This window comes from Rhodococcus sp. SJ-2, assembly GCF_053750035.1.
Map to the genome: position 1 here is coordinate 3,270,220 of NZ_CM132340.1, position 25,677 is coordinate 3,295,896.

General features: G+C 63.5%; 23 protein-coding genes. 18 read left to right on the top strand and 5 right to left on the bottom strand.

The genetic code is table 11. The features are described from left to right. Positions 1–7 precede the first annotated feature (7 nt). Positions 8–1,252: a cytochrome P450 gene (locus ACSYG9_RS15340; protein WP_454838994.1), complete on the top strand. Its 1,245-nt coding sequence runs from the start codon at positions 8–10 to the stop codon at positions 1,250–1,252. 61 nt (positions 1,253–1,313) lie between these two features. Here ACSYG9_RS15340 and ACSYG9_RS15345 read toward each other — a convergent pair whose 3' ends face one another. Next, positions 1,314–2,465, bottom strand: a complete 1,152-nt coding sequence (locus ACSYG9_RS15345) for an acyl-CoA dehydrogenase family protein (RefSeq protein ID WP_454838996.1) — start codon at positions 2,463–2,465, stop codon at positions 1,314–1,316. A 56-nt stretch (positions 2,466–2,521) separates the two neighbouring features. Then, positions 2,522–3,691, bottom strand: a complete 1,170-nt coding sequence (locus tag ACSYG9_RS15350) for an aromatic ring-hydroxylating oxygenase subunit alpha (RefSeq protein ID WP_454838998.1) — start codon at positions 3,689–3,691, stop codon at positions 2,522–2,524. Positions 3,692–3,855: 164 nt separating this feature from the next. Here ACSYG9_RS15350 and ACSYG9_RS15355 point away from each other — a divergent pair, with 164 nt between their 5' ends. The 3 genes from ACSYG9_RS15355 (at position 3,856) to ACSYG9_RS15365 (ending at position 7,345) form a co-directional block, all read left to right on the top strand. Continuing rightward, complete coding sequence (locus ACSYG9_RS15355) at positions 3,856–4,842, top strand: GNAT family N-acetyltransferase (protein ID WP_454838999.1); 987 nt, start codon at positions 3,856–3,858, stop codon at positions 4,840–4,842. A 163-nt stretch (positions 4,843–5,005) separates the two neighbouring features. Beyond that, on the top strand, positions 5,006–5,830 hold the full coding sequence (locus ACSYG9_RS15360; RefSeq protein WP_454839001.1) for a mycofactocin-coupled SDR family oxidoreductase: 825 nt from the start codon (positions 5,006–5,008) through the stop codon (positions 5,828–5,830). A gap of 18 nt (positions 5,831–5,848) precedes the next feature. After that, complete coding sequence (locus ACSYG9_RS15365; protein WP_454839003.1) at positions 5,849–7,345, top strand: aldehyde dehydrogenase; 1,497 nt, start codon at positions 5,849–5,851, stop codon at positions 7,343–7,345. A gap of 66 nt (positions 7,346–7,411) precedes the next feature. Here the strand turns inward: ACSYG9_RS15365 and ACSYG9_RS15370 are convergent, their stop codons facing one another. The 3 genes from ACSYG9_RS15370 to ACSYG9_RS15380 all read right to left on the bottom strand — a co-directional run bounded on the left by ACSYG9_RS15370 (position 7,412) and on the right by ACSYG9_RS15380 (position 9,838). Beyond that, a complete protein-coding gene (locus ACSYG9_RS15370; RefSeq protein ID WP_454839005.1) occupies positions 7,412–8,074 on the bottom strand; it encodes a TetR family transcriptional regulator in 663 nt (220 codons plus the stop codon). A gap of 85 nt (positions 8,075–8,159) precedes the next feature. Beyond that, positions 8,160–9,023, bottom strand: coding sequence for an alpha/beta fold hydrolase (locus tag ACSYG9_RS15375; protein ID WP_454839007.1), 864 nt, complete (start codon positions 9,021–9,023; stop codon positions 8,160–8,162). Between the two features lie 23 nt (positions 9,024–9,046). Beyond that, a complete protein-coding gene (locus tag ACSYG9_RS15380; protein WP_454839008.1) occupies positions 9,047–9,838 on the bottom strand; it encodes an SDR family NAD(P)-dependent oxidoreductase in 792 nt (263 codons plus the stop codon). A gap of 112 nt (positions 9,839–9,950) precedes the next feature. Here ACSYG9_RS15380 and ACSYG9_RS15385 point away from each other — a divergent pair, with 112 nt between their 5' ends. The 14 genes from ACSYG9_RS15385 to ACSYG9_RS15450 all read left to right on the top strand — a co-directional run bounded on the left by ACSYG9_RS15385 (position 9,951) and on the right by ACSYG9_RS15450 (position 25,669). Further along, complete coding sequence (locus ACSYG9_RS15385) at positions 9,951–10,913, top strand: PDR/VanB family oxidoreductase (RefSeq protein ID WP_454839010.1); 963 nt, start codon at positions 9,951–9,953, stop codon at positions 10,911–10,913. Positions 10,914–10,922: 9 nt separating this feature from the next. Next, positions 10,923–12,362 carry an MFS transporter gene (locus ACSYG9_RS15390; RefSeq protein WP_454839011.1) on the top strand — a complete coding sequence of 480 codons (1,440 nt, stop codon included), beginning with the start codon at positions 10,923–10,925 and terminating at the stop codon, positions 12,360–12,362. Between the two features lie 128 nt (positions 12,363–12,490). After that, a complete protein-coding gene (locus ACSYG9_RS15395; protein ID WP_454839012.1) occupies positions 12,491–14,008 on the top strand; it encodes a class I adenylate-forming enzyme family protein in 1,518 nt (505 codons plus the stop codon). 25 nt (positions 14,009–14,033) lie between these two features. Continuing rightward, a complete protein-coding gene (locus tag ACSYG9_RS15400; protein WP_454839013.1) occupies positions 14,034–14,876 on the top strand; it encodes an enoyl-CoA hydratase-related protein in 843 nt (280 codons plus the stop codon). Positions 14,877–15,081: 205 nt separating this feature from the next. After that, positions 15,082–15,729: a TetR/AcrR family transcriptional regulator gene (locus ACSYG9_RS15405; protein ID WP_454839014.1), complete on the top strand. Its 648-nt coding sequence runs from the start codon at positions 15,082–15,084 to the stop codon at positions 15,727–15,729. Positions 15,730–16,028: 299 nt separating this feature from the next. Beyond that, positions 16,029–16,904, top strand: a complete 876-nt coding sequence (locus ACSYG9_RS15410) for an SDR family NAD(P)-dependent oxidoreductase (RefSeq protein WP_454839016.1) — start codon at positions 16,029–16,031, stop codon at positions 16,902–16,904. 40 nt (positions 16,905–16,944) lie between these two features. Then, complete coding sequence (locus ACSYG9_RS15415) at positions 16,945–17,163, top strand: ferredoxin (protein WP_454839018.1); 219 nt, start codon at positions 16,945–16,947, stop codon at positions 17,161–17,163. A gap of 25 nt (positions 17,164–17,188) precedes the next feature. Continuing rightward, a complete protein-coding gene (locus tag ACSYG9_RS15420; RefSeq protein ID WP_454839019.1) occupies positions 17,189–18,424 on the top strand; it encodes a cytochrome P450 in 1,236 nt (411 codons plus the stop codon). Positions 18,425–18,531: 107 nt separating this feature from the next. Further along, entirely contained in the window at positions 18,532–19,152 is a 621-nt protein-coding gene (locus ACSYG9_RS15425) for a TetR/AcrR family transcriptional regulator (RefSeq protein ID WP_454839021.1), read from the top strand. 261 nt (positions 19,153–19,413) lie between these two features. Then, positions 19,414–20,739, top strand: coding sequence for an NlpC/P60 family protein (locus tag ACSYG9_RS15430; protein WP_454839022.1), 1,326 nt, complete (start codon positions 19,414–19,416; stop codon positions 20,737–20,739). 45 nt (positions 20,740–20,784) lie between these two features. After that, positions 20,785–22,440, top strand: a complete 1,656-nt coding sequence (locus ACSYG9_RS15435; RefSeq protein WP_454839024.1) for an FAD-dependent oxidoreductase — start codon at positions 20,785–20,787, stop codon at positions 22,438–22,440. Between the two features lie 286 nt (positions 22,441–22,726). Then, positions 22,727–23,770 carry an ABC transporter ATP-binding protein gene (locus tag ACSYG9_RS15440; protein WP_454839025.1) on the top strand — a complete coding sequence of 348 codons (1,044 nt, stop codon included), beginning with the start codon at positions 22,727–22,729 and terminating at the stop codon, positions 23,768–23,770. A gap of 145 nt (positions 23,771–23,915) precedes the next feature. Further along, on the top strand, positions 23,916–24,791 hold the full coding sequence (locus tag ACSYG9_RS15445) for an MlaE family ABC transporter permease (protein ID WP_454839026.1): 876 nt from the start codon (positions 23,916–23,918) through the stop codon (positions 24,789–24,791). Beyond that, positions 24,791–25,669 carry an MlaE family ABC transporter permease gene (locus ACSYG9_RS15450; RefSeq protein WP_454839028.1) on the top strand — a complete coding sequence of 293 codons (879 nt, stop codon included), beginning with the start codon at positions 24,791–24,793 and terminating at the stop codon, positions 25,667–25,669. Before ACSYG9_RS15445 ends, ACSYG9_RS15450 begins: the two co-directional genes overlap by 1 nt. Positions 25,670–25,677: the final 8 nt, after the last annotated feature.

Sequence of the window (25,677 nt, forward strand, 5' to 3'; positions counted from 1 at the left end):
ATCGAACATGAATGGGGAAACATTGACCACCCGTGTCATTTCCGATGACCTGCTCGTCGACTTCGACGTGTACGCCCCCTCGCTTGCCTCCCCGGTGGATGTCTTCCAGGAGAAAGCCGCTGAGCTCCGTGCTCGCGGCCCGATCGTTTACTCCCCGCACTACGGCGGCCACTGGATCGTCACACGCTACGACGAGATCTTCCGCATTCTGCGCGATGCCGAGACATTCTCGAGCTATCCGAACAACCTTGTCGATGCCGGGCAGGGCAAGTTCATCCCGGTCGAGATCGACCCGCCGGAACACACGGCCTACCGGCAGGCCCTTCAGCCTCTGTTCGGGCCGGCGCGAATGAAGGAACTCGAGCCGAAGATCCGCGAGATCATCAACGAGCTGATCGGCGGCTTCGCCCGATCCGGTAGCTGTGAATTCGTCGCAGAGTTCGCGCACGCAGTGCCGACCCGGGTGTTTCTGACCCTGATGGGGTGGCCTCTCGACGACGCCGATCGGTTCACCGAGTGGACCGACATTGCCCTCCAGGGAATCACGGACGCCTCCGAGGAAGAGAATGCCCGCGCCAGGGCAGACGCAGCGGCAAATGTGTTCGAGTATTTCGGAGGATTCGTAGAGCGGGTTCGGTCCGGGCAAGCAGATCCCGACAGTATCACCGCGCAGATCATCAACACACCGATCACGATGGACGGCGAGGAACGGCTGCTCACCGACGAAGAACTGAGTCGCATGTTCTTCCTGCTGCTCATCGCAGGGTTGCACACAGTGCAGGGTTCGCTCGGCTGGGCGATAGTGCACCTCGTGAACAATCCGGCGCAGCGTCAGGCGCTCATCGACGACCCGAGCCTCGTACCGGAGGCGGTCGAGGAGATCCTTCGGATCGAAGCCGCGGTGAGCATGGGGCGTCGCGCCACCCGTGATGTCGAGATCGCCGGGGTGAACATCAAGGCCGACGACCAGCTCTTGCTCCTGTTGTGCTCGGCCAACCGCGATGATTCCGAGTTCGACGACCCGGATACGTTCGTGGTCGATCGCGGGTCGAACCGTCACCTGTCGTTCGGCGCCGGCCCGCACCGCTGCTTGGGATCCCACCTCGCCCGTATCGAATTGAGGCTGGCGATGGAAGAGATTCACCGGAGGATTCCGGATTATGCACTGGTCGAGCATGATCCGCCGATCATGCACGCCACGTCTGTTCGGGGTTGCGTCCGACTGCCGTTGGTCTTCACACCGGAAGCCTGACCTGAGACGAATAAGGGACCCGATCGCGAAGATCGGGTCCCTTACTTCTGGCTTCGGTGGCTCAGGCCTTCAACAGATCGCGATGGATGATCTCCTTCATGATCTCGTTGGTCCCGCCGTAGATACGCTGGATCCGAGCGTCGATGAACGCCTTCGCGACCGGGTATTCCATCATGTAGCCGTAGCCGCCGTGGAACTGGACGCCGGCGTCGATGACGTTGCCTTGCAACTCAGTGGCCCACAACTTGGCTTTCGACGCGTCGACGGCGGTGAGCGTGCCCTTGTTGTACTCACGCACACACCGGTCGATGTACGCGCGTGAAACCTCCACACCCGTCTGTAGTTCCGCGAGTGTGAATCCCAGGCCCTGGAATTCGCCGATGCGTTTGCCGAACGCTGTGCGTTCCTTGACGTAGTCGAGCGTCCAGCTCATGACGGCTTCGGCCGACGTCTGCGCAGCGATACCGATCCCGAGTCGTTCGAGTGGCAGGCTCTGCATCAGGTATCCGAAGCCCTGGCCGAGTTCGCCGAGGAGGTTCTCCTTCGGAACACGCACGTCCTCGAAGAACAGTTCGGCGGTGTCCTGAGCGTGCAGGCCGACCTTGTCGAGCTTGCGACCACGGGTGAAGCCCGCCATCCCGTCCTCGACGACGAACAGCGAGAAGCCGCGCGACCCGGCGTCGGGGTCGGTCTTCGCGAAGACGATGACGAGGTCGGCGAGGATACCGCTGGTGATGAACGTCTTGGAGCCGTTGAGCACCCAGCCGTCGCCGTCGGGCACGGCAGTGGTGGTGATGCCACGCAGGTCGCTGCCCGCGGCCGGCTCACTCATCGCGATCGCACCGATGGTCTCGCCGGTGACGAATCCGGGGAGCCAGCGACGCTTCTGTTCGTCGGTGGCATGACGGAGCAGGTAGTTGAGGGCGATGTCGTCGTTGGTGGAGAAGCCCGATTGCAGGGCCGAAGCACCTACCCGTGCGATCTCCGATTGGATCACGACTCGGAAGCGGTAGTCGAGTTCGCCGGCCCCGCCGTACTCCTCCGGGACGCTCAGGCCGAGTAATCCTTGCTTGCCTGCGGCGAGCCACGTGTCGCGGTCGATGAGCCGGTCGGCGTCCCACTTCTCTAGGTTCGGGACTACGTGCTTGTCGACGAAGCCTCGCACGGAGTCGCGGAACAGTTCGTGGTCCTTCTCGAAGAGATCGCTCTCCATGTAAGCCTCCTGATGCGGGGGCGTCGGTGGGCGCCCCCGCTGCTGTCGTCGGGGTATCAGTTCTCGGTGACGAGTTTCTGGATTTCGCGGCGGAAGACCTGGTTCGCGACTTCGTTGCGGCCCAGGAGCATATTGCCGGCGCTCGCACTGTCCATCGCGATCTGCGACCCGCGCAGGATCGGGAAGTCCTCGTTCTGAAGGACTGCCACCAGGATCTCGACGTTCTTGTCCCAGATCCGGTTGTAGCGCTCCTCTGCGAGACCGCTGTCCTCGACTGTCGGTGCGACCAACCGGATCTCCATGTGGCAGCGCTGCGGATCGCTCCGGTGCGGACGGAAGGTGAGCAGCTGGAAATGATCGGGCTGCTTGAGCAATGTGCTGTTGGGGCCCACCAGGTGGCTTTCCGTCACATGGTCGGCGAGGCTGCGATCGCCCGGATCCTCCTCGATCCACCGATCGATGGTCTTGCGGAGATTGAGGAACCGGCAGTGATGTCCGAAGTCCTCGAAGGCCATCACATTGGTATGGATGTGCTTCGCGGCGGTGTTCGGGTGCGCGTACTGGATGTGGTAGCCGTCCAGGAACGCATCCTGCATCAGCTTCCAGTTGATGGGCTCGTCGAAACGCTGGATGCGCGTGGTCACCATCTTGTCCATGCCGTAGGACCCCATGATCGAGTCCATATCGGGTCCGAGCCAATCGGCGACATCGATCGTGGCGTCGGCGTCGTCGATCACCCAGACGAAGCCGTGTCGCTCCTCGGTGGGAAGCTGTACGAGGTTGCGTTCGTCGCGATCCGCGTCACCGAACGTGTTGTCGCGGGTGATGGTACGCAGCGTGCCGTCTGTGTCGTACGACCAGCGGTGGTACGGGCACGAGAAGAGGCGGCATCGGCCTTTCTCTTCGGTCTCGACCATCGCGCCGCGGTGACGGCACTGGTTCACCAGGGTTTTGACGCTGCCGTCGCGCTGCCTGACGATGATCACGTTGTTCCGCGGCAGTTGGAGCGTGACGAAGTCGCCGGCCTTGGGGATTTCGGAGCCGTGGATGACGATCGAAGGGACACGGCCGAACACGCGCTCGCGTTCGAGCTTGGCGATCTCCGGATCGGTGAACTCGACCGGCTCGAACCACGTGACGTGCTCGAACTCGTCGGTGGTGTCGTTGCGCAGATGGTCGAGCGCGCGGCGAATTCGCTCCTCGCGCGGAATTCCGACCTCAGTCATGGCTGCCTCCAGGCTATGTTCGGATCGATGGCGTTAAATCTAACTCAAGTAGATTTAAGTGTAAACCCCGGGGGAGTCGTCGTGGCGACGTTTCGGCCATTGCGGGTGTATATCGACTGGCATTAGATTTGTGGAGACGAACCGGCAGATGAGGAGTGATGAGGATGATCTCGTATCAGTGGTGTTCGGAGCTGGAACCCGGCGATCGGGATGAAGTACTGGCTCTGGTTGCCACGGCCGCCGAATATGACGCAGAGGCGGGGTTCTCCAGGATCGATCCCGCAGATGTGACATCGACCAGCCGTGACGGCATGCGGGTCTTCCATCTGCCGATCAAGGCGCGCAAGGACTTGAGCGCGCGCGACGATGCGCCGGTGGTGATCGTGGCCTACCTGCATCTGCAGGTCGACGACGAGGGCCTGGGTACCGTGCAGTACGTGACCCATCCCGACTACCGTTCGCGGGGAGTCGCCACCACGCTCGTCGAGGAAATCGGTCTGGACGTGACGGTCGACGGCGGGTGGGAGGGGACCGGCGCAGCGGCGCTGCGTTCCTGGGCGTACAGCACGCATCCCGCGTCCGAACGGCTGACTCGACGATTCGGTATTCCGGCGGTGAGCAGGTTGTGGACCCTCTTCCGGCATCTGTCGGGCCCCTTCGCCCTCCCACTCGACGAGGTGCCGGTGCCGGAGGGTGTCGCCCTGGGTGCCGCGCGACCGCTCGGTGATCCGTTGGTGTCGAAGGCGATCCGCGAAGTGCTCGATGCAGCGTCACTCGTGCCTGCGCAACGCGAACGTCTCGCCGACGAGATCCGCCTCGGCTCCGGTAGTGTGCTGGTCGCCACCGACTCGTCGGGATCGAATGTTGGTTTCGTCTGGTTCGATCCGGCCCTGTCCACCCACCTCGAGCTGGATGCGGCGTCGGTCAAGGCGCTCGTGCTCACGCAGGCCGCTCGTGGTGACGGTCTCGGCACGGCGTTGTTAGTGGCGGCTCTCGCTGCACTGCAGGGCGCCGGGGCGCAGCTGGCTCTGATCCGCATCGATCCTGACGATGCCGGCGCGGTGCGCATGTGCCGGTTGATGGCATTCGAGCAGGAGGAAGAGCATTCCTGTTACCAGGTCGGTGAATGGTCCGAGGTGCCCAGCTTCTGACGGCGGCAATGATACGAAGAACAACTTCTGTTCGGTGTTGACCTAAAGGGTATAGGCGACTACCGTCTGTGTTGTATCTCACGGCATGCGACGGACTGCTACCGGTCTCCGGTCATCGACATGGCCGGATTTCGAAAATTCTTTTCCGAGAGGAATATTCACTATGGGCAGACTCGATGGCAAAGTTGCGTTCATCACGGGGGCCGCACGCGGCCAGGGCCGGTCGCATGCCGTCCGGCTCGCAGAAGAGGGCGCGTCCGTCATCGCGATGGACATCTGCGACCAGATTCCGACGGTCTTCTACCCGATGGCCACCAGTGATGATCTGGCGGAGACCGAGCGGCTCGTCAAAGAAATCGGCGGTTCCATCGTCACGTCGATCGGTGATGTGCGGAACCTCGACGACGTTCGAGCGGCCTACGACGCGGGCATCGCCCAGTTCGGCAAGGTCGACATCGTTCTGCCGAATGCGGGAATCATGCCCGTCATCGAGCCCGGCGATATGCGACAGGCATGGCACGACGCAATCGATGTGATGCTCACGGGTGTGTGGCACACGCTCGAGGTGTCGGTCCCTGATCTGGTCGCGCGCGGGGAAGGCGGATCCATCATCATCACCAGTTCGGCTGCCGGACTCACCAGCATCGGACTCAACACATTCCCGGGGCAGGCAGGCTACTCGGCGGCCAAGCACGGTGTCGTCGGCCTGATGCGACTGTATGCAAAACAGCTTGCTCCGCACAGCATTCGGGTCAACACAGTGCACCCGACCGGGGTCGACACACCGATGGTGGCCAACGCAGAGTACGGCGAGTTCATCAACACCCATCCCGAGGTCGCGGCTGACGAATCCTACAAGAACCCGATGCCCGTCGAGCTTGTGGATGCTGTCGATATCAGTAACGCCATCGTCTTCCTCGCCTCCGACGAGGCCCGCTACGTCACTGGCGTCACCTTCCCGGTCGACGCCGGTTACAACATCCGCTGAACGAAGGAGCATTCGAAGATGACGACCACAGAAGCCGCAACAGGCACTCGTCCCGCAATCGCCGATCGTGAACAGGTGTTCATCGGAGGTCGCTGGGTCGACTCGACCGGTGACGATTCGATCGTCGTCGTCGATTCGTTCAGCGAAGAGGAGGTCGCCCGAGTGCGCGCCGCGACCGCCGAGGACGTTGCGAAAGCAGTTTCCGCAGCGCGAGAGTCGTTCGACAAGGGCGAGTGGGCATCGCGCACCATGGCGGAGCGCGCCGACGTGCTCGACGCCATCGCGGACCGTCTCGAACAGCGCGTGGACGAGCTCACCCCGATCGGTGTCATCGAGGTGGGCGTGCCGGTGAGCGTCAGCCGGCCGACCCAGGAGATGACCGGCGGGTTGTTCCGCGCCGTCGCCGCGGTCGCCCGCGAGTTCGAAACGCTCGAGGAGCGCCCCCGTGCGGCCGGAGGCGTCTCCAGAATCGTCAAGGAGCCCACCGGAGTGGTCGCGGCGATCATCCCCTGGAACGGTCCGATCGGAACGATCGCGTTCAAGGTCGCCCCTGCACTGGCAGCCGGTTGCTCCGTTGTGCTCAAGACCGCACCCGAGGCGCCAGTTTCGCCGTCGGTGTTCGCCGACATCATCGGCGAACTCGTCGAGGAAGGCCGTATTCCCGAGGGCGTCGTGAGCGTGCTGTGCGCCGATCGTGACGTCTCGGAGACGCTCGTCACCAATCCGGAGGTCGACCACGTCACCTTCACCGGTAGTACCGCCGCGGGCAGACGCATCATGTCGCTCGCCGGCGAACGCATCGCGCGCGTCTCGCTCGAACTCGGCGGGAAGTCCGCGGCGATCATCCTCGATGATGCCGACATCAATCATGTGGTGCAGACGTTGCCCATGGGCGGCTGTATGCAGTCGGGCCAGGCATGCATTGCACTCACGCGTGTGCTCGTCTCCCGTAAGCGCCACGACGAGGTGCTCGAGGTGCTGAAGGCTGCCTACGGGTCGCTTCCCATCGGAAACCCCTGGGAGCCGACGAACTTCCTCGGGCCGCTCGCGTCCAAGCGTCAGCAGGACCGAGTGCTCGGCTATATCGACATCGCGAAGGAGGAGGGCGCCGAAGTCGTTCTCGGCGGTGGCCGTCCGGAGGGGCTCGACAAGGGCTTCTTCGTCGCACCGACCTTGCTCGACAACGTCGCTCCCGACTCGCGGGTCGCGCAGGAAGAAGTCTTCGGTCCGGTGATCTCGGTGATCACCTACGAAGACGAAGAGGACGCGATCGCGATCGCCAACAACTCGGTGTACGGGCTCTCGGGCGCGGTGTACACCGAGGACATCGACCACGGTTTCGAGGTAGCGCAGCGCATCCGCACCGGCACGATCAGTGTAAACACCGCGACGATGGACTTCACGCTGCCGTTCGGCGGTTACAAGCAGTCCGGTCAGGGACGAGAAGGCGGCATCGAAGGGCTCGAGGAGTTCTTCGAGATCAAGACCGTGCACATGCCGGCTCCCGCACCGTAGCGCCGACGACGACACCCCCCGCAGATCGAAGCTGCGGGGGGTGTGGTGTTCGAGGGACCGAAGTGTTCAGCGTGCGGACGCACTCATCTCACGTGCGTCCTCGATCTCGACGTCGGTGTTGCGGACCACACCGTGGAGGAAGCTGCGGATCATCTCCTCGAACAACTGGCGGGAGGTCATCTCGTTCTCGGCTAGCGCCCGCGCCAGCAACGGTTGCGTCTCCGGATCGACGTTCGGGAAGATCGTGTTCTTGGTACTCGGCTTGCGCATCGCTTCGGTGAGAACGGCACCGAGGGTCAATCGCTCCATGCCATCGAGGATCTGGACGTGCAGATGCACCGGTACGCCCGACGCCTCGAGGAACTGCGCGGTGTCCTCGTACGGCCTGCTCAGCAGGTCGCGTGGCAGATACTGAAGAAGTATCGGTGCGGCATTGCGGTGCTTGAGGATCGAACGGCGCAGGTTCGTGCTCAGCGTTACGAAGTACTCGGGCCAATCCGGCCCGGGCTTGCGGCGCGGAATGGTGCCGGCACCAGCGATCTGACGGGCAACGGCCGCGAGGATCTCCGACTTGTCGGAGAAATGGTGGTACAGCGAGGGTGCCCGAACCCCGAGGTGCTTCGCGAGGCGCGGCAGGCTGAACGCGTCGAGTCCCTCGGAATCGATGATCTCGATGGACGCGGCCACGGCGGACGCGCGACTGATGAGAGGCTTCGACGGTCGGGCCATTGTTCGCTTCCGGTCGGTGTGGTCCGTGCGGCGGGTCTGCCACACGGCTAAATCTAAATGGTATCTGTTCTAGTCGTGCTTGTGGTCATCCGGTCAGGAGCGCGTCGTCGAGGAACTCGACCAGGCCACGGCTCAGCACGTCGTTGTCGTCGCCGCCCACCATGTGGCCCGCGCCGGCCACGTCGATATAGCGAGCCCCGGGGATCGATTCCAGGAGGTCGCGCGCGCCCTCGTCGCTCACGACGTCGGACTGCGCGCCGCGGATGAGGAGCGTGGGGACGGTGACGGCCCGGGCAGCAACGCTCGCTCGCGCTTCTCGCTCAGCGGCAGCGTCCGGAAGGTTCGTCCGATGGGACAGCATCCGTGGATCCCAGTGCCAGTACCAGCGGCCCTCGCGTTCGCGCAGATTCTTACGCAGTCCTTCCACCCGGGGGCGGCGACTCCGGTGCGGGTTGTACGCGATCACGGCGTCGAGGGCGTCGTGGAGACTGTCGAAACCGGCGAGCCCCGCATGCATGAATCCGGTGATCTTGGCCAGGCCCTCGGGTTCGGCTTTCGGAGTGATGTCCACCAGGACCAGGCCGCGGGCGAGCCCCGGGTTGTCGCCGGCCGCGAGGAGAGAGGCCATTCCGCCCATGGACGCACCCACGAGTACCGGTGCCTCACCGAGGGCATCGACGATCGTCCGGATGTCGCGGGCGTGCGCATCGGAACTGTAATCGCCGTCATCGGCCCAGTCGCTGTCACCGTGTCCGCGTGCGTCGATCGTGTACGAGCGCCAACCCTGTTCTGCGAGACGGATTCCGGTGCGCTGCCAAGAATGTCTCGTCTGCCCGCCGCCGTGCAGTAGGAGGACGGTGCCCTTCTGTGCGACTGCCGGCTCCCACACGTCGGCGACGAGGGACACTCCGTCGCCGTGCAGTCTGGTCGTAGTGCTGGGGATCGCCATCGTGGTGCCCTTCGTCGTCGGAATCAGTGCCCGGAGGTGCCACCGTCGACGGCGAGCGTCGATCCGGTGATGTAGCCGGATGCGCGGCCGGCGAGGAACACGACGGCGGCGTCGATCTCGCGCTGCGTGGCGGTGCGGCCGAGCGAGCAACCGCGCAGGAACTCCTCGAGGGTATCCGACGACATCTCCGAGATCAGATCGGTCTCGACGAAACCCGGTGCAAGCGCGTTGACGCGAATCCCTTTTCGCTGTGCCCACTGATGGGACAGATCCCGGGTAAGGCCGATGAGACCGGCCTTGCTCGCCGCGTAGGCGGCCTGGGGGAGAACCGACTTGACCAGCCCGAGCATGCTGGCGACGTTGACGATGCTCGAGCCCGGCTTCATGACACGCCCGCACGCCTGCGCTGCCCAATATGCGCCGAGCAGATTCACGTCCATCACGGAACGGAAGTCCTCGGGTCGCTCGCGTGTCGCGGGTGCGGTATGGGTGACGCCGGCGTTGTTGATCAGGATGTCGAGCCGTCCGAACTCGGTGATCGTGGCGTGCGCGAGTGCCTCGCACTGTTCGGGGTCGGTGACGTCGGTGGGGACGACGAGGCAGCGACGCCCGGTTGCCTCGACAAGCGGAGCGATCGCGTCGAGTTTCTCGCGTCGGCGCGCGGCGATGACGATGTCCGCACCGGCCTCGGCGAGGGCCAGCGCGAACCCCGCTCCCAGGCCGCTTCCGGCACCAGTGACGACCGCAACAGAGCTGTCGAGCCTGAAGAGGTCGAGAATCGAGTCACTGTTCGTGGGGGTATCCGTTGAGGTCACAGGGTTTCTCCCGGGGGTCGGTCGGTGTGAGGTCGTTCGTGGGTCTTGCATCCACTAAACCTAATTACTTAAGATTAGAGAGTAGGTGATGTCCAGGGGAACGAGAAGACTCATGACCGGAAACGCCGATGTGGAGCAGAGCAAGATGCAGGTGATCGGCAAGGATGCAGTGGCAGACGGTGTCGTGGCCGTGCATCTCGCCGATCCGGACGGAGGGCGCGTCCCCGCATGGGAGCCCGGATCGCACATCGATGTCATCATCGACGAATCGACGGTCCGGCAGTATTCGCTGTGCGGCGACCCCGCCGACGACACCGGCCTGACCGTTGCCGTCCTCCGTGAGGTGAACGGCCGAGGCGGATCGCGGTGGGTGCACGACTCTCTACAGGTTGGCGACCTGGTCAGTATCGACGGTCCCCGTAACAACTTCCGTCTCGAGCCGGCGCAGTCGTATCTCTTCGTCGCAGGCGGAATCGGCATCACCCCGCTGCTCCCGATGTTGCGTGCCGCCGACGCGGCCGGCGCCGACTGGAAGCTGCTCTACGGCGGGCGCACCCGCGCAAGCATGGCTTTTGCTGACGACCTCGCCGCACGGCACTCCGGCCGGGTCGAACTCCGTCCACAGGACGAATACGGCATCCTCGACCTGAAGGCGGCACTCGATGCCGTCGCCGATGGCACCGGCGTGTACTGCTGTGGCCCGGAACCGCTGCTGCAAGCCATCGAGAACGAGTGCCGCGGTCGTTCCGGTGTCGCTCTGCACGTCGAGCGGTTCGCCGCGAAGGAGCGGCCTGCCGATGCCGTCGACGGGGCGTTCGAAGTCGAGTTGCAGCAATCAGGCAAGACGATCACCGTGGACGCGAACGAAACATTGCTCGACGCAGTGCTCGGGGCAGGTGTCGATGTCCCCTTCTCGTGCCGGGAAGGCACCTGCGGGACATGTGAAACCGCCGTTGTGGAGGGTGTTCCGGATCATCGCGACTCCGTTCTCACCGAAGACGAGCAGGCGGAGAACGACTGCATGATGATCTGCATATCCCGGAGCTGCACCGCCAAGCTCACCCTGGATCTGTAGCCCTGGAGCATGGTGACTCAACGTCTCGCTGATCCCGAGTCGGGTAAGCGCATCCGTGTTGTCGCGCCCGCTGTGCTGATCCCGGCGCTGTGCTTCGTCGTGATGATCACCTCGGTCATGCAGACCGCCGTAGTGCCGCTGATGCCCGACATCGCAGCGCAACTCGGTGTGGGCGCCAACGCCGCCGGATGGATCGTCACGGTGAATCTTCTTGCCGCCACGGTCTGTACACCGCTGCTCGGCAGACTTGCCGATCGGCGCGGACCGCGGAAGGTATTGCTCGGCGTCCTTGGGGTAGTGGTGGTCGGCTCGCTCCTGTGCGTCGCGTGGGATTCGCTGCCGGTACTCATCGCGGGCCGCGCACTGCAGGGGACATCCTTCGCGTTGTTCCCGATCGGTGTCGCGGTGCTCCGCGGTGCCCTCGGAACCGATCGGCTCACGGCGGGGCTCGGCATCATGTCCGGCACGATGAGCGTCGGCGGCGGCGCGGGAATGATCGCCGCCGGACTGCTGTATCGCGACGGTGACGACTATCGCCGCGTGTTCTGGCTGCTGGTAGCTCTCGCTGTCATCGCCATCGTCGTGGCGTGGTGTGTGGTTCCGAGCCTGCCGGGGCCGGGGGGCGAGGGTGGGTTCGATTTCTGGGGCGCGGCGGGACTCGCAGTCGGCCTGTCTGCCCTGCTCGTGGCACTTGCGCAGGGCGGAACGTGGGGCTGGGTCTCGGTACCGACGGTCGGCTGCGTCGTTGCCGGAGCCCTCATGCTCGGTGCTTGGTACTGGCACGAACGCAGGTTCGACGTGCCATTGGTTGCCCCGGCGCTCCTCACTGCGCGGGCGGTGGCTCCCGCTCATCTTGCCGCGTTCCTCGTGGGCATCGCGATGTTCGTGCAGTTCTTGGCGATTGCAATGTTCGTACAGGTGAATCCCGAGGAAACCGGATACGGGTTCGGTGCGTCGGTGCTCGGGACAAGCCTTGTGTATCTGTTGCCCGGGCAGATTGTCGGCATCACTGCCGCGGGGGTGAGTGGTCTTCTGGTTCGGCGATTCCGCGCCGACCGTGTGCTTCTGGTGGCATGTGTCGTGGGTGTGTGTGGATTCGTGTTTCTCGTATTCGCTCACGATCACACCTGGCAGATGATCATCGCGATCGCAATTCTCAATATCTTCGTCAGCGTTGCCTACGGGGCGTTGCCTGCGATGCTGGTCGCACATGTGTCGCTACACGACACCGGTGTTGCGAACAGTATCAACGCGATTGCACGGACATTCGGCAGCTCGCTGGCAAGCGCGCTCGTGGGAATGCTCCTCGCCACCATCACGATTGCGGGCACGGGCACCCCTTCCGAAACTGCTTATGTTGCCGCCTTCGTAGTCGGCGGAGTCACCGCGGCTGCTGCTGCGCTCGTCGCCGCGACCAGCCGTCCTTTGCAATTTACAAAAGTTGATTGACGTCTCATGAAGATGTCGATATCCTGGTCGAAACGTGACATGAGATCTCGTTGCTTGATCTCTTCGCGCTGAAAGACTTTGCAGACAAATCTCATTCGGATTCCTTCCGGTAAGGGAAAGGCAAGACAATGGCTGCCACCGTCGGCTCGGCACTACACTGGTGGGCTAAGACCAAGGGGGAGCAGAATGCGATCATCGTCGCAGGCGAAGCTCTGACCTACCGGGAACTCCAGGATTGGTCCGGACGCATCGCACGCATGATCGTCGACCGAGGCATCACCCCCGGCCAACGTGTCGGAGTGCTCGGTCCGAACTCGCTTCTGTGGCCCGTGGTGGCACTCGGTGTGCTCAAAGCCGGTGCTGTTCTCATTCCGTTGAATCCCCGGTTCAAGCCTGCCGAACTCCGCAAACTCGTCGACGACGCAGGCGCCGTTCTCGTCATCGCCCCGGAAGAGTTCGCCGGGACGGTCGAGGAGGCGCGGCAACTCGGCGCACCGTACGAGAGCCTCGCATTCACCGAACTCGCGGGGTTGCGGGACGGCGGTCCCGACGACTTCCGAGTCGATCTCGCCCCCGACGACCCCACTGCGCTGCTGTTCACAAGTGGCTCTACCGGGTTGTCGAAGGGCGTCGTCTGCACCAACCGGACGCTGCTCAACATCGTTTTCGAGGCGACTCTCACCGAGGAGGGTTTTCGTCCGGGTTCCACGTCGTTGCTGGTGTTGCCGCTCGTGTTCACCCCCGGTCTCGTGTGGGGTCTGGTGATGACCACTGTTCTCGGTGGCACCTTGATCATCGAGAAGGAACTCGACCCGAACCGCGCCGCGAAGCTGCTCGGTGAACACAAGGTGCAAGCCCTGTTCGGTGTGCCGCTGATCTTCGAAGCAATCTCCCGCGCAGCCGAATTCGAGAACGCCGACCTGTCGTCGCTGCGCACCGCGATCGTCGGCGGCGCAGCGGTTGCCCCGGAGTTGCTGAAGAGATGGGCCGACAAGGGGGTTGCGCTGCGCCAGATCTACGGCATGACCGAAGCCGGTGGTGTTGCAACCGCGACCCTCGTATCCGAAGCCTTCGATCATCCGGATTCCTGCGGGTCCGGTTCGATCTTCACGGAAATGAAGGTGGTCCGCGACGACGGCTCCGATGCGGCGCCGGGCGAAGAGGGCGAGATTCTGCTCAGCGGCCCCGGCGTGACGCCCGGCTACTGGAATGATCCCGAGTCCACGGCGACGGCGCTGCGCGGCGGCTGGCTTCACAGCGGCGACCTCGGCACCCTCGACGAATCCGGGCGAGTCAAGTTCGTCGACCGGCTCAAGGACCTCATCATCACGGGTGGCATCAATATCTCGCCCGTCGAAATCGAGCGCGTGATCAGTGAGATCCCGGGGGTGACGGAAGTTGCGGTCATCGCGGCGGCCGACGGACGCTTCGGTGAAACACCTGCGGCCATCGTCACCGTGGAGAACGGAGTCGACGCAGCCACGATCGTCGAACACTGCGATCGGCTGATGGCCGACTACAAGGTCCCGCGTTACGTCGTGATCCGGGACGAACCGCTACCGCGACTTCCCAGCGGAAAGCTGTCCAAGACGGCGATACGGTCCGAGTATCGTGACGTCTCCGAACGTTTCGACAAGGTGCGTTGACGTCAGCGAGAAGAAAGGGACCCCCGTGGCTCAGACCGGGACCGGAGACGAGATCCTCCTCGAGCGGCACGGAGAGATCGCTGTGGTGCGATTGAACCGGCCGGATCGACTCAACGCGTTCACCAACGCGATGTGCTATAGGCTCATCGAGATCTTCGACGAGACCGACGCCGACGACGAGGTGCGCGCTGTTGTGCTCACCGGAAGCGGCCGGGCGTTCTGTGCAGGTGCAGATCTCGCAGCCGGCGGCAACACCTTCGACCTCGGCGCCGACCCCGAGACCGGGGGAGCGCCGGTCGACACGGGGGGACAGGTGACACTGCGGATCTACCGTTCCCTCAAACCGGTCATCGCAGCGATCAACGGACCGGCGGCTGGTGTCGGTGTGACGATGACTCTCCCAGCAGACATTCGGATTGCCTCGGAAACAGCGAAGTTTGCGTTCGTGTTCACTAGGCGCGGAATTGTGCCGGAGGCATGCTCGACATGGTTCCTGCCCCGCGCGGTCGGGATCTCGACCGCAGTGGAGTGGACCGTCGGTGGCAGGACCGTGCCTGCCGCGGAAGCGCTCGAGCGTGGCTTGGTTCGTGAACTCGTCCCCGCCGAGCAGGTGCTCGACCGGGCGCTCGAAGTTGCCCGCGAACTGGTGTCCGGGACATCGCCCGTCTCGGCGGCACTGACCCGCCAGTTGATGTGGCGGATGCTCGGGGCAGCGGGCCCCGAGGTAGCGCATCGAGCGGAGTCCATGGGCGTCTACGTCCGGGGCACCTCCGATGACGCGCGGGAAGGCATCGACTCGTTCTTGGAGAAGCGTGGGGCGAAGTTCCCGGATCGGGTGTCGGAAGGCCTACCGGACCTGTTTCAGTAGCCCGACGACGCTTCTTTCTATCTCGACCCCCGATGTCAGCAATCGAGCGACATCGGGGGTCGCCGCATCTCGGCCTCCGATGCGGAGCGCAACCGGATCGGACATCGACGATGAGAGCTGCCGACGGGTGCGACGTTTACAGCTGACATCTCTTGTATCATCAGACGAACTTACTGGCGGCACCGGAGTTTCAGGAGCGAACGACATGGCGCGACGGCGGGGAAGCATCCTCAGCGATGACACGGAGACAGCGCGTGGGCAAATCCTGAAGGCCGCCGAGTCGATGTTTCAGCGCTATGGCGTTCTCAAGACGACGATGGACGACATCGCGAAGGAGGCCGGTGTTTCACGGCCGACTGTTTACCGCTATTTCGGCGACCGCGACACGTTGATCACCGCGTTGATCGAGGCGAGGTCGCGCCGTCTCTTCGACAAGGCGCGGGGTTATCTCCGAGAACGGGAGACGGTCGCCGAACAGATCGTCGACGGCTTGGTGTTCCTGGTCGAGCGCGGACGTCAGGATCCGATCGTCCGGTTGATCGTGAGCCCCGAGCACATGGACCTGGCGACCGCGCTGGTCGGCAGCACGGGCCTCGCGGCGCGTCTGACGCAGGAAATGTGGGCTCCTCTACTGGACGAGGCCCGGGAAAGGGACGAGATTCGTGAGGGCCTCACGGATGAGGAGATCTGTGAGTGGATTGCGCTGGTCGAACTCATCCTGGTCGGACGGATGGACTTCAGTACCGAGGGCGACCCGGAGAACCGGCGGATGCTCGCCAACTTCCTGGTTCCCAGCATCGTGACGGAGCAGGCGTTCGAGAAGTACAAGGCGCGTAGCCGAAGCATGGAGTAACTCGAGCTCGAGGTGGGGCGCTCTTCCCCGCGACATCTCCGAGTCAGGCCGGCCCCCAACTGGGGGCCGGCTTTTGTGCGTGACGTCCTGTAGGGCGGCCACGACCGAATCGATCGAGTCAATTTACAAATATCGATTGACGTAACATGTTTGCTGGCGGTAACGTGGGTCACACGAGATGGCGTCCGATGTAGTCGAGACCGGCTCCGTATCCGGTCGCGATATCGAGCTACTCGAAAGTCTCTCCGGCGCAATTACTTATGACGTATCAGGTTGTCTCGACGAGCGAAGGAGCTCCCATGAAACTCGAAGGCAGAGTTGTACTCATCACCGGCGCGGGTTCGGGTCTGGGCAGGCAGGCGTCGCAACTCTTCGCGTCCGAAGGTGCGAAGATCGCGGTGGTCGACATCGATCCCGAGCGTGCAAAGGGGACAGTCGAACTGGTGGAGCAGCAGGGTGGCACCGCTGTTGCCATCACTGCCGATGTGAGTAACGAACAGCAGGTGGTGGACGCGGTGGCCACCACTGTCGATCTGTACGGCAAGCTCGATGTCGCATGGGCGAACGCGGGTGTGGTGTCACGCGGCGGCGTCCCGTCCGTTGCCGGTGGCGAGCAGGTCGACTTCCAGGACCTCACCGATGCAGATTGGCAGCACGTTCTCGGCGTGAACCTGAGCGGAGTGGTCTACACCGCCAAGGCTGCAGTTCCGGCTCTCCGCGCCAACGGTGGCGGTGTCATCCTCGCAACGTCCTCGGCTGCCTCGATTGCTGCGTACCACAGTATTGCGCTCTACTCGGCGACGAAAGCCGGTGTCAACGGCTTCGTCCGCGGCCTGAGCCTCGACCTCGGGAAGTACGGAATCCGGGTCAATGCGATCGCTCCCACGCACGGTATGTCCCCGAACTTCCTTGCCCCGGAGGGAGCTCCGGTGATCGGTCAGTCCTACGAAGAAACCGCGGGACCGTGGGATCCGGGTGTCTCGCCCATACCGCTCAAGCTTAATCGGCCGCCGTCGCTGATGGACAATGCGCGTGCCGCATTGTTCCTCGTCTCGGACGACTCCGCGTACATCTCGGGTGTGACCCTTCCGACCACCGACGGCGGCACCCTGTCCCGCGTCGCGATGATGTTCCCTGAGGACGAACCGAAACCGACGCTCGACAACGCCAATTGATCATCGGGACTGTGATTTTCCGAAAGAAGGCAATCGAACGATGTCCGATACTCGACAACAGACTCGACATCTCGTCGTGGACACTTCGGCGTGTGCGGGTCACGGATTGTGCTATTCCACGTCCCCTCAACTGATCGATTGTGACGACCAGGGCTATCCGGTCGTCCTGAAAGACCTTCTGTCCGACGACGACGTGACCGCTGCAGAGGCCGGTGCGGTCGTCTGTCCAGAACGAGCGCTGACCATCGAATCCCGCTGAGGGACCTTCTTTCCGAGGATTGTTGATGACAATTACCGAACAGGCACTGCCCGACGATCTTGTCGTGGACTTCGATATCTACGACCAGACTCTCGCGCAGCCGGTCGACAACGTCCAGCAGCGGGTCGCCGAGCTGGCGTCCAAGGGCCCGGTGGTGTACTCGACGGCACACGGCGGGCACTGGATCGTCACCCGTTACAAGGAAATCCATGAAGTTCTCCGTGATCCGGAGACCTTCTCGAGCTATCCCAACAACCTGGTCACCGGTCCGGGTGGGATGGGTAAGTTCATCCCCATCGAGCTGGACCCGCCGGAGCACACCGGGTACCGTCTCGCGATGCAGCCGCTCTTCAGCCCGAACCGGATGAAGGCACTGTCCGAGCAGATCCGGTCCCTGGTCAACGAACTGATCGACGAGTTCGCAGCCGAGGGCAAGACAGAGTTCATCTCCGCGTTCGCGCACGAACTGCCCACACGGGTGTTCCTGGCGCTCATGGACTGGCCGCTCGAAGACGCCGCCGTATTCACCGAGGCGACCGACACCGTCCTCATGGGCAAGCCGGGCCTGAGCGAAGAAGAGAACCAGCAGGCCCAGGTTGCGGCAGGGTTCGAGATGTTCGGGTACTTCCACAAGATGGTTCAGGAACGCCGCGAGAATCCCGGCGAGGACATCACCTCGACGCTCATCCACACCGAGGTCGAGCTCCAGGACGGCAAGCGATTGCTGACCGACGAAGAGCTTTACCGCATGTTCTTCCTCCTGCTGATCGCGGGTTTGCACACGGTGCAGGGTTCGCTCGCGTGGGCGATCATCCACTTGGTGAACAACCCGGATCAGCGCGCGGCGCTGATTGCAGATGATTCGCTGATTCCGAGTGCGGTGGAGGAGATCCTGCGTATCGAGGCTGCGGTGATTCCGGGTCGCTGCGCGACGCGCGACGTCGAACTCGGTGGGGTGCAGATCAAGAAGGGGGATCAGCTGATCCTCACGCTGTGCTCTGCGAACCGCGATGCCGACGAGTTCGACGATGCCGACGATCTGCAGCTCGATCGTCACCCGAACCGGCACCTGTCGTTCGGCGGCGGCCCGCACCGCTGCCTGGGGTCGCATCTCGCCCGGATCGAGCTGTCGATCGCGCTGGAAGAGATCCACCGGCGAATTCCGGATTACGACCTGATCGCCGAGGATCCTCCGGTTCTGCACGCGAGCCAGGTTCGCGGGTGCATGCGCCTGCCGATCACGTTCACCCCGACGGCCTGATCCGCTTCCCGTTCGCCGGCCGTGAGGCTCACTGCCGGCGAGCGGGGTGTGGTGGCTGCTGTATTCTCGGCATGTTCGTGTGTGAAGTGGCTCGTTGAGGAGGGTGCATGGCGCGACGTCAAGGTGTCCTCAGCGACGATGCCGAGGTTGCCCGCTCACAGATTCTCGCGGCGGCGGAAGCCGCGATCCAGCGTTTCGGCGTCGTGAAGACGACAATCGACGACGTTGCGAAGGAAACGGGTGTGTCGCGTCCGACGATCTACCGGTATTTCCGTGATCGCGACACCCTGATGACAGCGATGATCGAAGCGCGGTCGCGGAGACTGTTCGACATGGCCCGGGAGTACGTCGCCGATCGAAGCTCATTCGCCGAGCAGCTCGTCGACGGTCTGCTGTATCTCGTCGACATGGGTCGTCGCGACCCCGCTATTCATTTGATCGTGAACCCCGATCAGGTCAGCCGTGCGACCGCGCTTGTCGGGAGTTCGAGCCTCGCTGCCCGGTTGACCTACGAGATGTGGGCACCGTTGATCGTGGAGGCGCGCGAACGTGGTGAGATCCGCGCCGGACTCACCGACGAAGAGATCTGCAACTGGATCACCGTCGTCGAATTGATTCTCGTCGGCCGAATGGATTTCGGCGATCCGGATGCCCCGGACAATCGTCGCCTGCTCGCCAATTTGCTGCTGCCGGGTATTGTTTCGGGTCCGGTAAGCGCGGGGCCGTAGTAGGTTCGCGGCGTGCTCGAAGTCTTGCCGTAATTGCCCGTGGACAGCTTGTCCACGGGCAATTTTGTTTGTGTGCACCGCAATAGGGACAACTCGGAATTCCTTGCATGCGACAGTTCGTGTGTGTATAACAAATTACGGAATCTGTAGCTTGTTCCTGTGTTGCCTGTCCGCCTGGTCGGATTCGCGAAGAGCGATTCCGCAAGATATCGACAGAGTTCGAGAACGCGGGATTCTTTTCTCTTCGAGAGGTGATCTGCAATGTCCGTGGATCCATCGTCATTGATCGTCGTTGTGGCGACTGCCGTCAATGCGGCCGTCCTGGGAGTCGATCTTCCGGCCGAAGCCGCCGAACATGTGGAGACATTCACCCACGCCGTCGAGCAGGGAGCAGTCCAGCTCGGTGCCGACCTCGACGCGGCCGTCGGTGTCTTACCCGAGGACGTGCAGGCTCCGGTGGAACAGTTGATCGCCGACACGGCCGATCGTGTCGCTGCCGGTGCCGAGACGTACATTCCCGAATCATTGCCCATAACAACGGAGTCCGGTGAAAAGTCAGAAGCTCCTGCTGTAGCTGCACCCGCGGGCCGACCGAACCCGTGGGGATTCGGCGCGTCGACGACGGCCGCGGTGCCTACCGGGCCGGTGGGTGGCGTTACCCTGCCTCGGATTCCGGCGATCCTCCCGGGCACTTCGCTGGCGCCGATCGGTGCCGTGGCCGTCTTTGCGCCGTGGCTGAAGAAGGCGGGTGAGGTATGCGACGGAATCACTGCACCCGTGCTTGCCGCGCTCTACTCGGTCGAGAACGGATTCCGCTACGGCCCGACCGCACCGGTGTCGTCGACCGGCGCGCGTGGCCCTGGACAGTTCATGCCGGGCACCTGGGATGCCTACGGCAAGGACGCAGACGGAGACGGGAAGGTAGACGTACTCGGTATTGCCGATCCGGTCATGGCATCCGGCAACCTGTTGTGCGACAACTGGGCTCAGATCGAGAAGTGGAAGCGCAGCGGCAGGGTCACGGGCGACACCCTCGGTCTCACGCTGGCCGCGTACAACGCGGGCGTCGGAGCTGTCCTGCGATCCGGGGGAATGCCTTCCGGCGTGCCGGACTACGAGAATCAGACGAAACCGTACGTCGCGAAGATCTTGTCGGCGCGTCCGGTGTTCGAGCGGATGCTTTCGCCGTTCATCGCGCTCGGTCTCCCCGCCATCGGTGAGACGGGGCAGCGGGTGATCGACGAGGCATTCCGCTACCTGGGCCTGCCGTATGTATGGGGCGGCGGCAATATCGACGGCCCTTCCGGAGGTGGTTTCGACTGCTCCGGCCTCACCTCGTTCGCAATGCACGCAGCCACCGGGATCACGTTGCCTCGAACATCCGAAACGCAATGGAACGTCGGAACCGAAGTTCCCCTGAGCGAAGCGCTGCCCGGCGACCTGGTCTTCGGGAACTGGCAGGCCGCCGGCCCCGGCCACGTCGGAATCTACATCGGTGGTGGACAGATGATCCACGCGCCGACCACCGGCGATGTGGTACGCGTCGGCGACGTCTTCGCCGACATGCGGGCGCGTCGAATCGTCTGAAACGTCCTGCCCGCTTCTTCCAGCCGCATGCAAGGAAAGTGAACGATGGCCCACGTAGTGACCCAGCCGTGCTGTAACGACGCGGGATGCGTCGCGGTCTGCCCAGTGGACTGCATCCACCCCACTCCATCGGAGCGGAATCATGCACGCACCGAGATGTTGTACATCGATCCGGCGACATGCATCGATTGCGGTGCGTGCGTCGATGAATGCCCGGTGGACGCGATCGTGCCGCCGGAGGACCTCACCGCCGAGATGCAGCCGTTCGTCGAGATCAACGCCGCATACTACGCGGACAACCCGGCTCCCGCACCGCTTCTCGATGCCGAACCGGTTGCGGTCGCGGCCGGCACCGAAACCCTGCGAGTGGCGATCGTCGGTAGCGGTCCGTCCGCCTGCTATCTCGCGGACGTGCTCACCTCGCGACGTGAACTCCGGGTGGAGGTGTCGATCATCGAAAAACTCCCCGTCCCGGGCGGTCTTGTGCGTTTCGGTGTGGCACCTGACCATGTGGCGACCAAGAACGTCGCTGCGGCTTTCTCCCGGATGATGGGCCGCAAGAATATCGACGTCTTCCTCAACATCGAGGTCGGACAGCACCTGACCCACGACGATCTCCTCCGTCACCACCACGCGGTGGTGTATGCCTCGGGGGCAAGCAGGGACCGGGCGATGCACATACCGGGAGAGGACCTCCCCGGGAGTTTCTCGGCCCGCGAGTTCGTAGCCTGGTACAACGGGCACCCGGAATACGCAGATCTGCGATTCGACCTGTCTCACGAACGAGCGGTGGTGGTAGGGAACGGAAACGTCGCACTGGACGTGGCCCGCATGCTCACCTCCGACGTGTCGCGACTGATGTGTACGGACATTGCCGCGCATGCCCTTGAGGCCCTCGCGGCGAGTCGAATCCGGGAGGTGGTGGTTCTCGGCAGGCGAGGTACCCTCGGCGCGGCTTATAGCACGCCCGAGCTGCTCGGACTCGGCACATTGCCAGGCGTCGATGTGACGGCGTCGGGCGTCGATCCCGGAGATGGCGAATACTCGGCTCTCGCGCGGATCCGGGCCGGCATCGTGACTCGATACGCGGGGGCGACAGCGTCACCCGGGAGACGCCGCATCCATCTCCAGTTCCTCCGATCACCCGTGGAAGTACTGGGCACGGACCGTGTGGAAGGTCTACGCGTCGCGGTGAACACCCTCGAAGACGGTGGAATTCGATCCACAGGGGAGTCCGAGGACATCGATGCGGGGCTTGTGCTGCGGTCGATCGGTTTCCGGTGCGCACCGGTTCCGGGCGTGCCGTTCGACGACGATCGCGGAGTGATTCCGCACGAGGCGGGTGCGGTGATCGACCCCCGTTCAGGCGTGCGGGTCGCGGGGGTCTATACCGCCGGCTGGCTGAAACGGGGTCCCAATGGGGTCATCGGGTCCAACAAGGTGTGTTCGGCGGAAACCGCGGCGTCGATCCTGGCCGACTTCGCTGAAGGCCGTCTCACAGCCCCGCCGGGCGACCGGGATGACTTCTCGGAGTTCGTCGGTATCCGTCGTCCCGAGCGGCTGGATCTGCTGGGGTGGCGCCGTATCGATGCACACGAGCGTAGTGCCGGTAAGGCGGTCGGGCGACCGCGTGTGAAACTTGTGGATCGCGGCGACCTGGCGTCGATCGGGCTGGGTGAGAATGCCCCGGCGCGCCTGTAGGTCGATGGTGGGTCGCCCCTATTGTCCGGTTGATGTGAGTTCGTCCGATTCGGTTGCGCGTGGATCGAATTCGCGTTCCAACAGGCCTTACCGACGTTTGACAAAATTCGTTGTTTGCATCACAGTTATCTGTCACAGGGACTTTGGTCACATCGAGTCCCACCGTCCGCCCCTTGTGCTCAGCGAGGTCGGATAGGTCCGAATATGCACCACTACATGATGATCCGCTGATCACTGCCGTCTACGGCGCATGCCGGTACGAGGGCGAGGGACGAGAGGGAAACCGATGGGTGTCGAGGTTTCGGTCGAAGGTTTGACGAAGTCGTTCGGGTCGCAGCGAATCTGGAAAGACGTGTCGCTGACGCTGCCGGCCGGTGAGGTCAGTGCCCTGCTCGGCCCTTCCGGTACCGGCAAGTCGGTGTTCCTGAAGTCGCTGATCGGACTGCTGCGGCCCGAAGAGGGCTCGATCGTCATCGACGGCACCGACATCATGCAATGCTCGTCGAAAGAGCTCTACGAGATCCGCAAATTGTTCGGAGTGCTGTTCCAGGACGGCGCTCTGTTCGGGTCGATGAACCTGTACGACAACGTCGCGTTCCCGTTGCGTGAGCACACGAAGAAGTCCGAATCCGAGGTCCGGGCAATCGTGATGAGCAAGCTGGAACTGGTCGGTCTGCTCGGTGCCGAGGACAAGCTGCCCGGGGAGATCTCCGGCGGTATGCGCAAGCGCGCCGGTCTGGCCCGCGCTCTGGTGCTCGATCCCGAGATCATTTTGGTGGACGAGCCGGATTCGGGTCTGGATCCGGTTCGTACCACTTACATTTCGCAAACACTCATCGACATCAATGCGGAGATCGACGCGACGATCCTGATCGTGTCGCACAACATCAATCTGGCACGGACAGTGCCGGACAACATCGGCATGCTGTTCCGTCGCGAGTTGGTGATGTTCGGTCCGCGTGAGGTGCTGCTGACGTCGGATGAGCCGGTGGTCAGGCAGTTCCTCAACGGCACGATGATCGGTCCGATCGGGATGTCGGAGGAGAAGGACGAGGCGCAGATGGCGCATGAGCAGGCGCTCGTGGATGCCGGGCACCACGCGGGCGGTGTCGAGGATGTCGAGGGCATCGTGCCGCAGATGCAGGCTACGCCCGGCATGCCGGTACGGCAGGCGGTGGAGCGCCGTCAGGAGCGGGTGCGGCAGATCCTGCACAGGCTGCCGGCGGTTGCACAGCACGCGATCCGCGAGAGCCTCGACGCTCCCCTGAACAACTACGCGTATGCCGACTTCGACGCGCCGACCGAGCAGATCCCGGTGGTGTCGCGGTAGTTCCGCAGCCCACGCGGCCGGGACCGGTTGCTTCGTGGTGACGGCCCGGCACCCCGTATCGGGGTGACGGACGACGAGAAAGGTACTGACGGGTGAGAACCCAGAGTTGTACGACACTTCCCTCGCACCGCGAGGTGATCGAACGATGAGTACCCAGGTGGCACTTGCCCCCGACGAGACGGCGACGCCGAGGTCGGGACGCGGCAAGGCTGTGATCGCCGGAATCGGAGGCTATCTCACTCAGAAGCCCGCCGCGTCGCTCGCGACGATAGGACGATCGGCGCGCCTCGGGGGTAACGTCCTGCGCTACTGCGTCACCGACACTCTCTCGATGAAACTTCCTGTCCGGGAAGTGATCGAACAGATGTGGATCCTTCTCAAGGTGACCGCACTGCCCGCGCTCCTCATGGCCGTCCCGATCGGCGCGGAAGTCTCCGTGCAGGTCGGTGGCATCATGAACCAGGTCGGTGCAAACTCGCTGGCGGGGGCCGCGAGTGGGCTCGGCGTGGTCGGTCAGGGTGCGCCCATGGCGGCCGGGCTGCTCATGAGCGGTGCGGCCGCGTCGGCCATCGCATCCGACCTCGGCGCCCGGTCCATCCGCGAGGAGATCGAAGCGATCCGCGTGATGGGTATCGATCCGGTGCAACGTCTCGTCGTGCCGCGTTTCCTCGCAATGCTCGCGATCGCGCCGATGCTGTGCATCATCATCATCGCTGCGGGCGTCTCCGCCGGCCTGATCATCTCGGCCAACGTCAACGATGTTGTGCCCGGCAGCTTCTGGCAGTCGTTCGGCGCGTTCGCGACACCGACGGACCTCGTGTTCTCGGTGCTCAAATCCGTGATTTTCGCCGCGATGGTGGTCATCATCGCGGGCTTACGCGGACTCGAAGCGAGAGGCGGCCCCACCGGCGTCGCCAACGCGGTCAACGCGTCCGTCGTCCTCAGCGTCTTCTGTATCTTCGTGGCGAACCTCCTCGTGAGCCAGCTGCAGATGATGTTCTTCCCGGCAAGGCTGGCGTGATGACGACGGGCAACCCCGCACATCACGGGCCGAAAGGAACGAACTACCTGGCGTCGCGCGCCGCGGCGGCAACGAACGGGGTCCGGGCCATTATCGAAGAAGTCGGTCAGGTGGTCACGTTCTGCGCGAAGACGATCTACCTGCTTCCCAAGACCGTCCGGCACTATCGCAAGCAGACCCTCTCGACCATGAACAACATGGCGTGGGGAAACGGGTTGCTGGTCGTCGACGGTGGCGTGATCAGCCTGATGTTCTTCCTCGGCATCGCGGTCGGCGCAGTGGTCGCGATCCAGGCTTTCATGGCCTTCGACCTGCTCGGGTTCGGTGCACTGACGGGGATCATCGGCTCGTTCGGCAATGTCCGTGTGATCGCACCGATCATCACCGGCATCGGCTTCGCCGCGCAGGCCGGCTGCAGAATGACTGCCGAGATCGGCTCGATGCGCATCTCCGAGGAGATCGACGCGACCGAATCGATCGGCCTGCAAGCCATTCCGTTCGTCGTCGGTCCACGCCTGATCGGCAGCATGCTCGTCGTGCTGCCGGGGTATCTGATGGCGCTCGTCGTTGCGTTCTTCACCGGCGGAATCGTGGTGAAGACCTTCCACGACCAGCCGGACGGCACCTATGATCACTATTTCGCACAGTTCCTGAACGTGCCGGACCTCCTGGCATCCATCGGGAAAGCACTGATTTTCTGCGCCGTCGTCACGATGATTCATTGCTACTACGGATACTTCGCGTCGGGTGGACCCGCAGGCGTGGGATCGGCATCCGGCCGCGCGATCCGCGCGAGCTTGGTGGCCATCGTGGTTCTGAACTTCGTGATGACGGTCATCATCTGGGGCCTGAGCCCCGAACTTGTCTTCAAGGGATGAGGAAATAA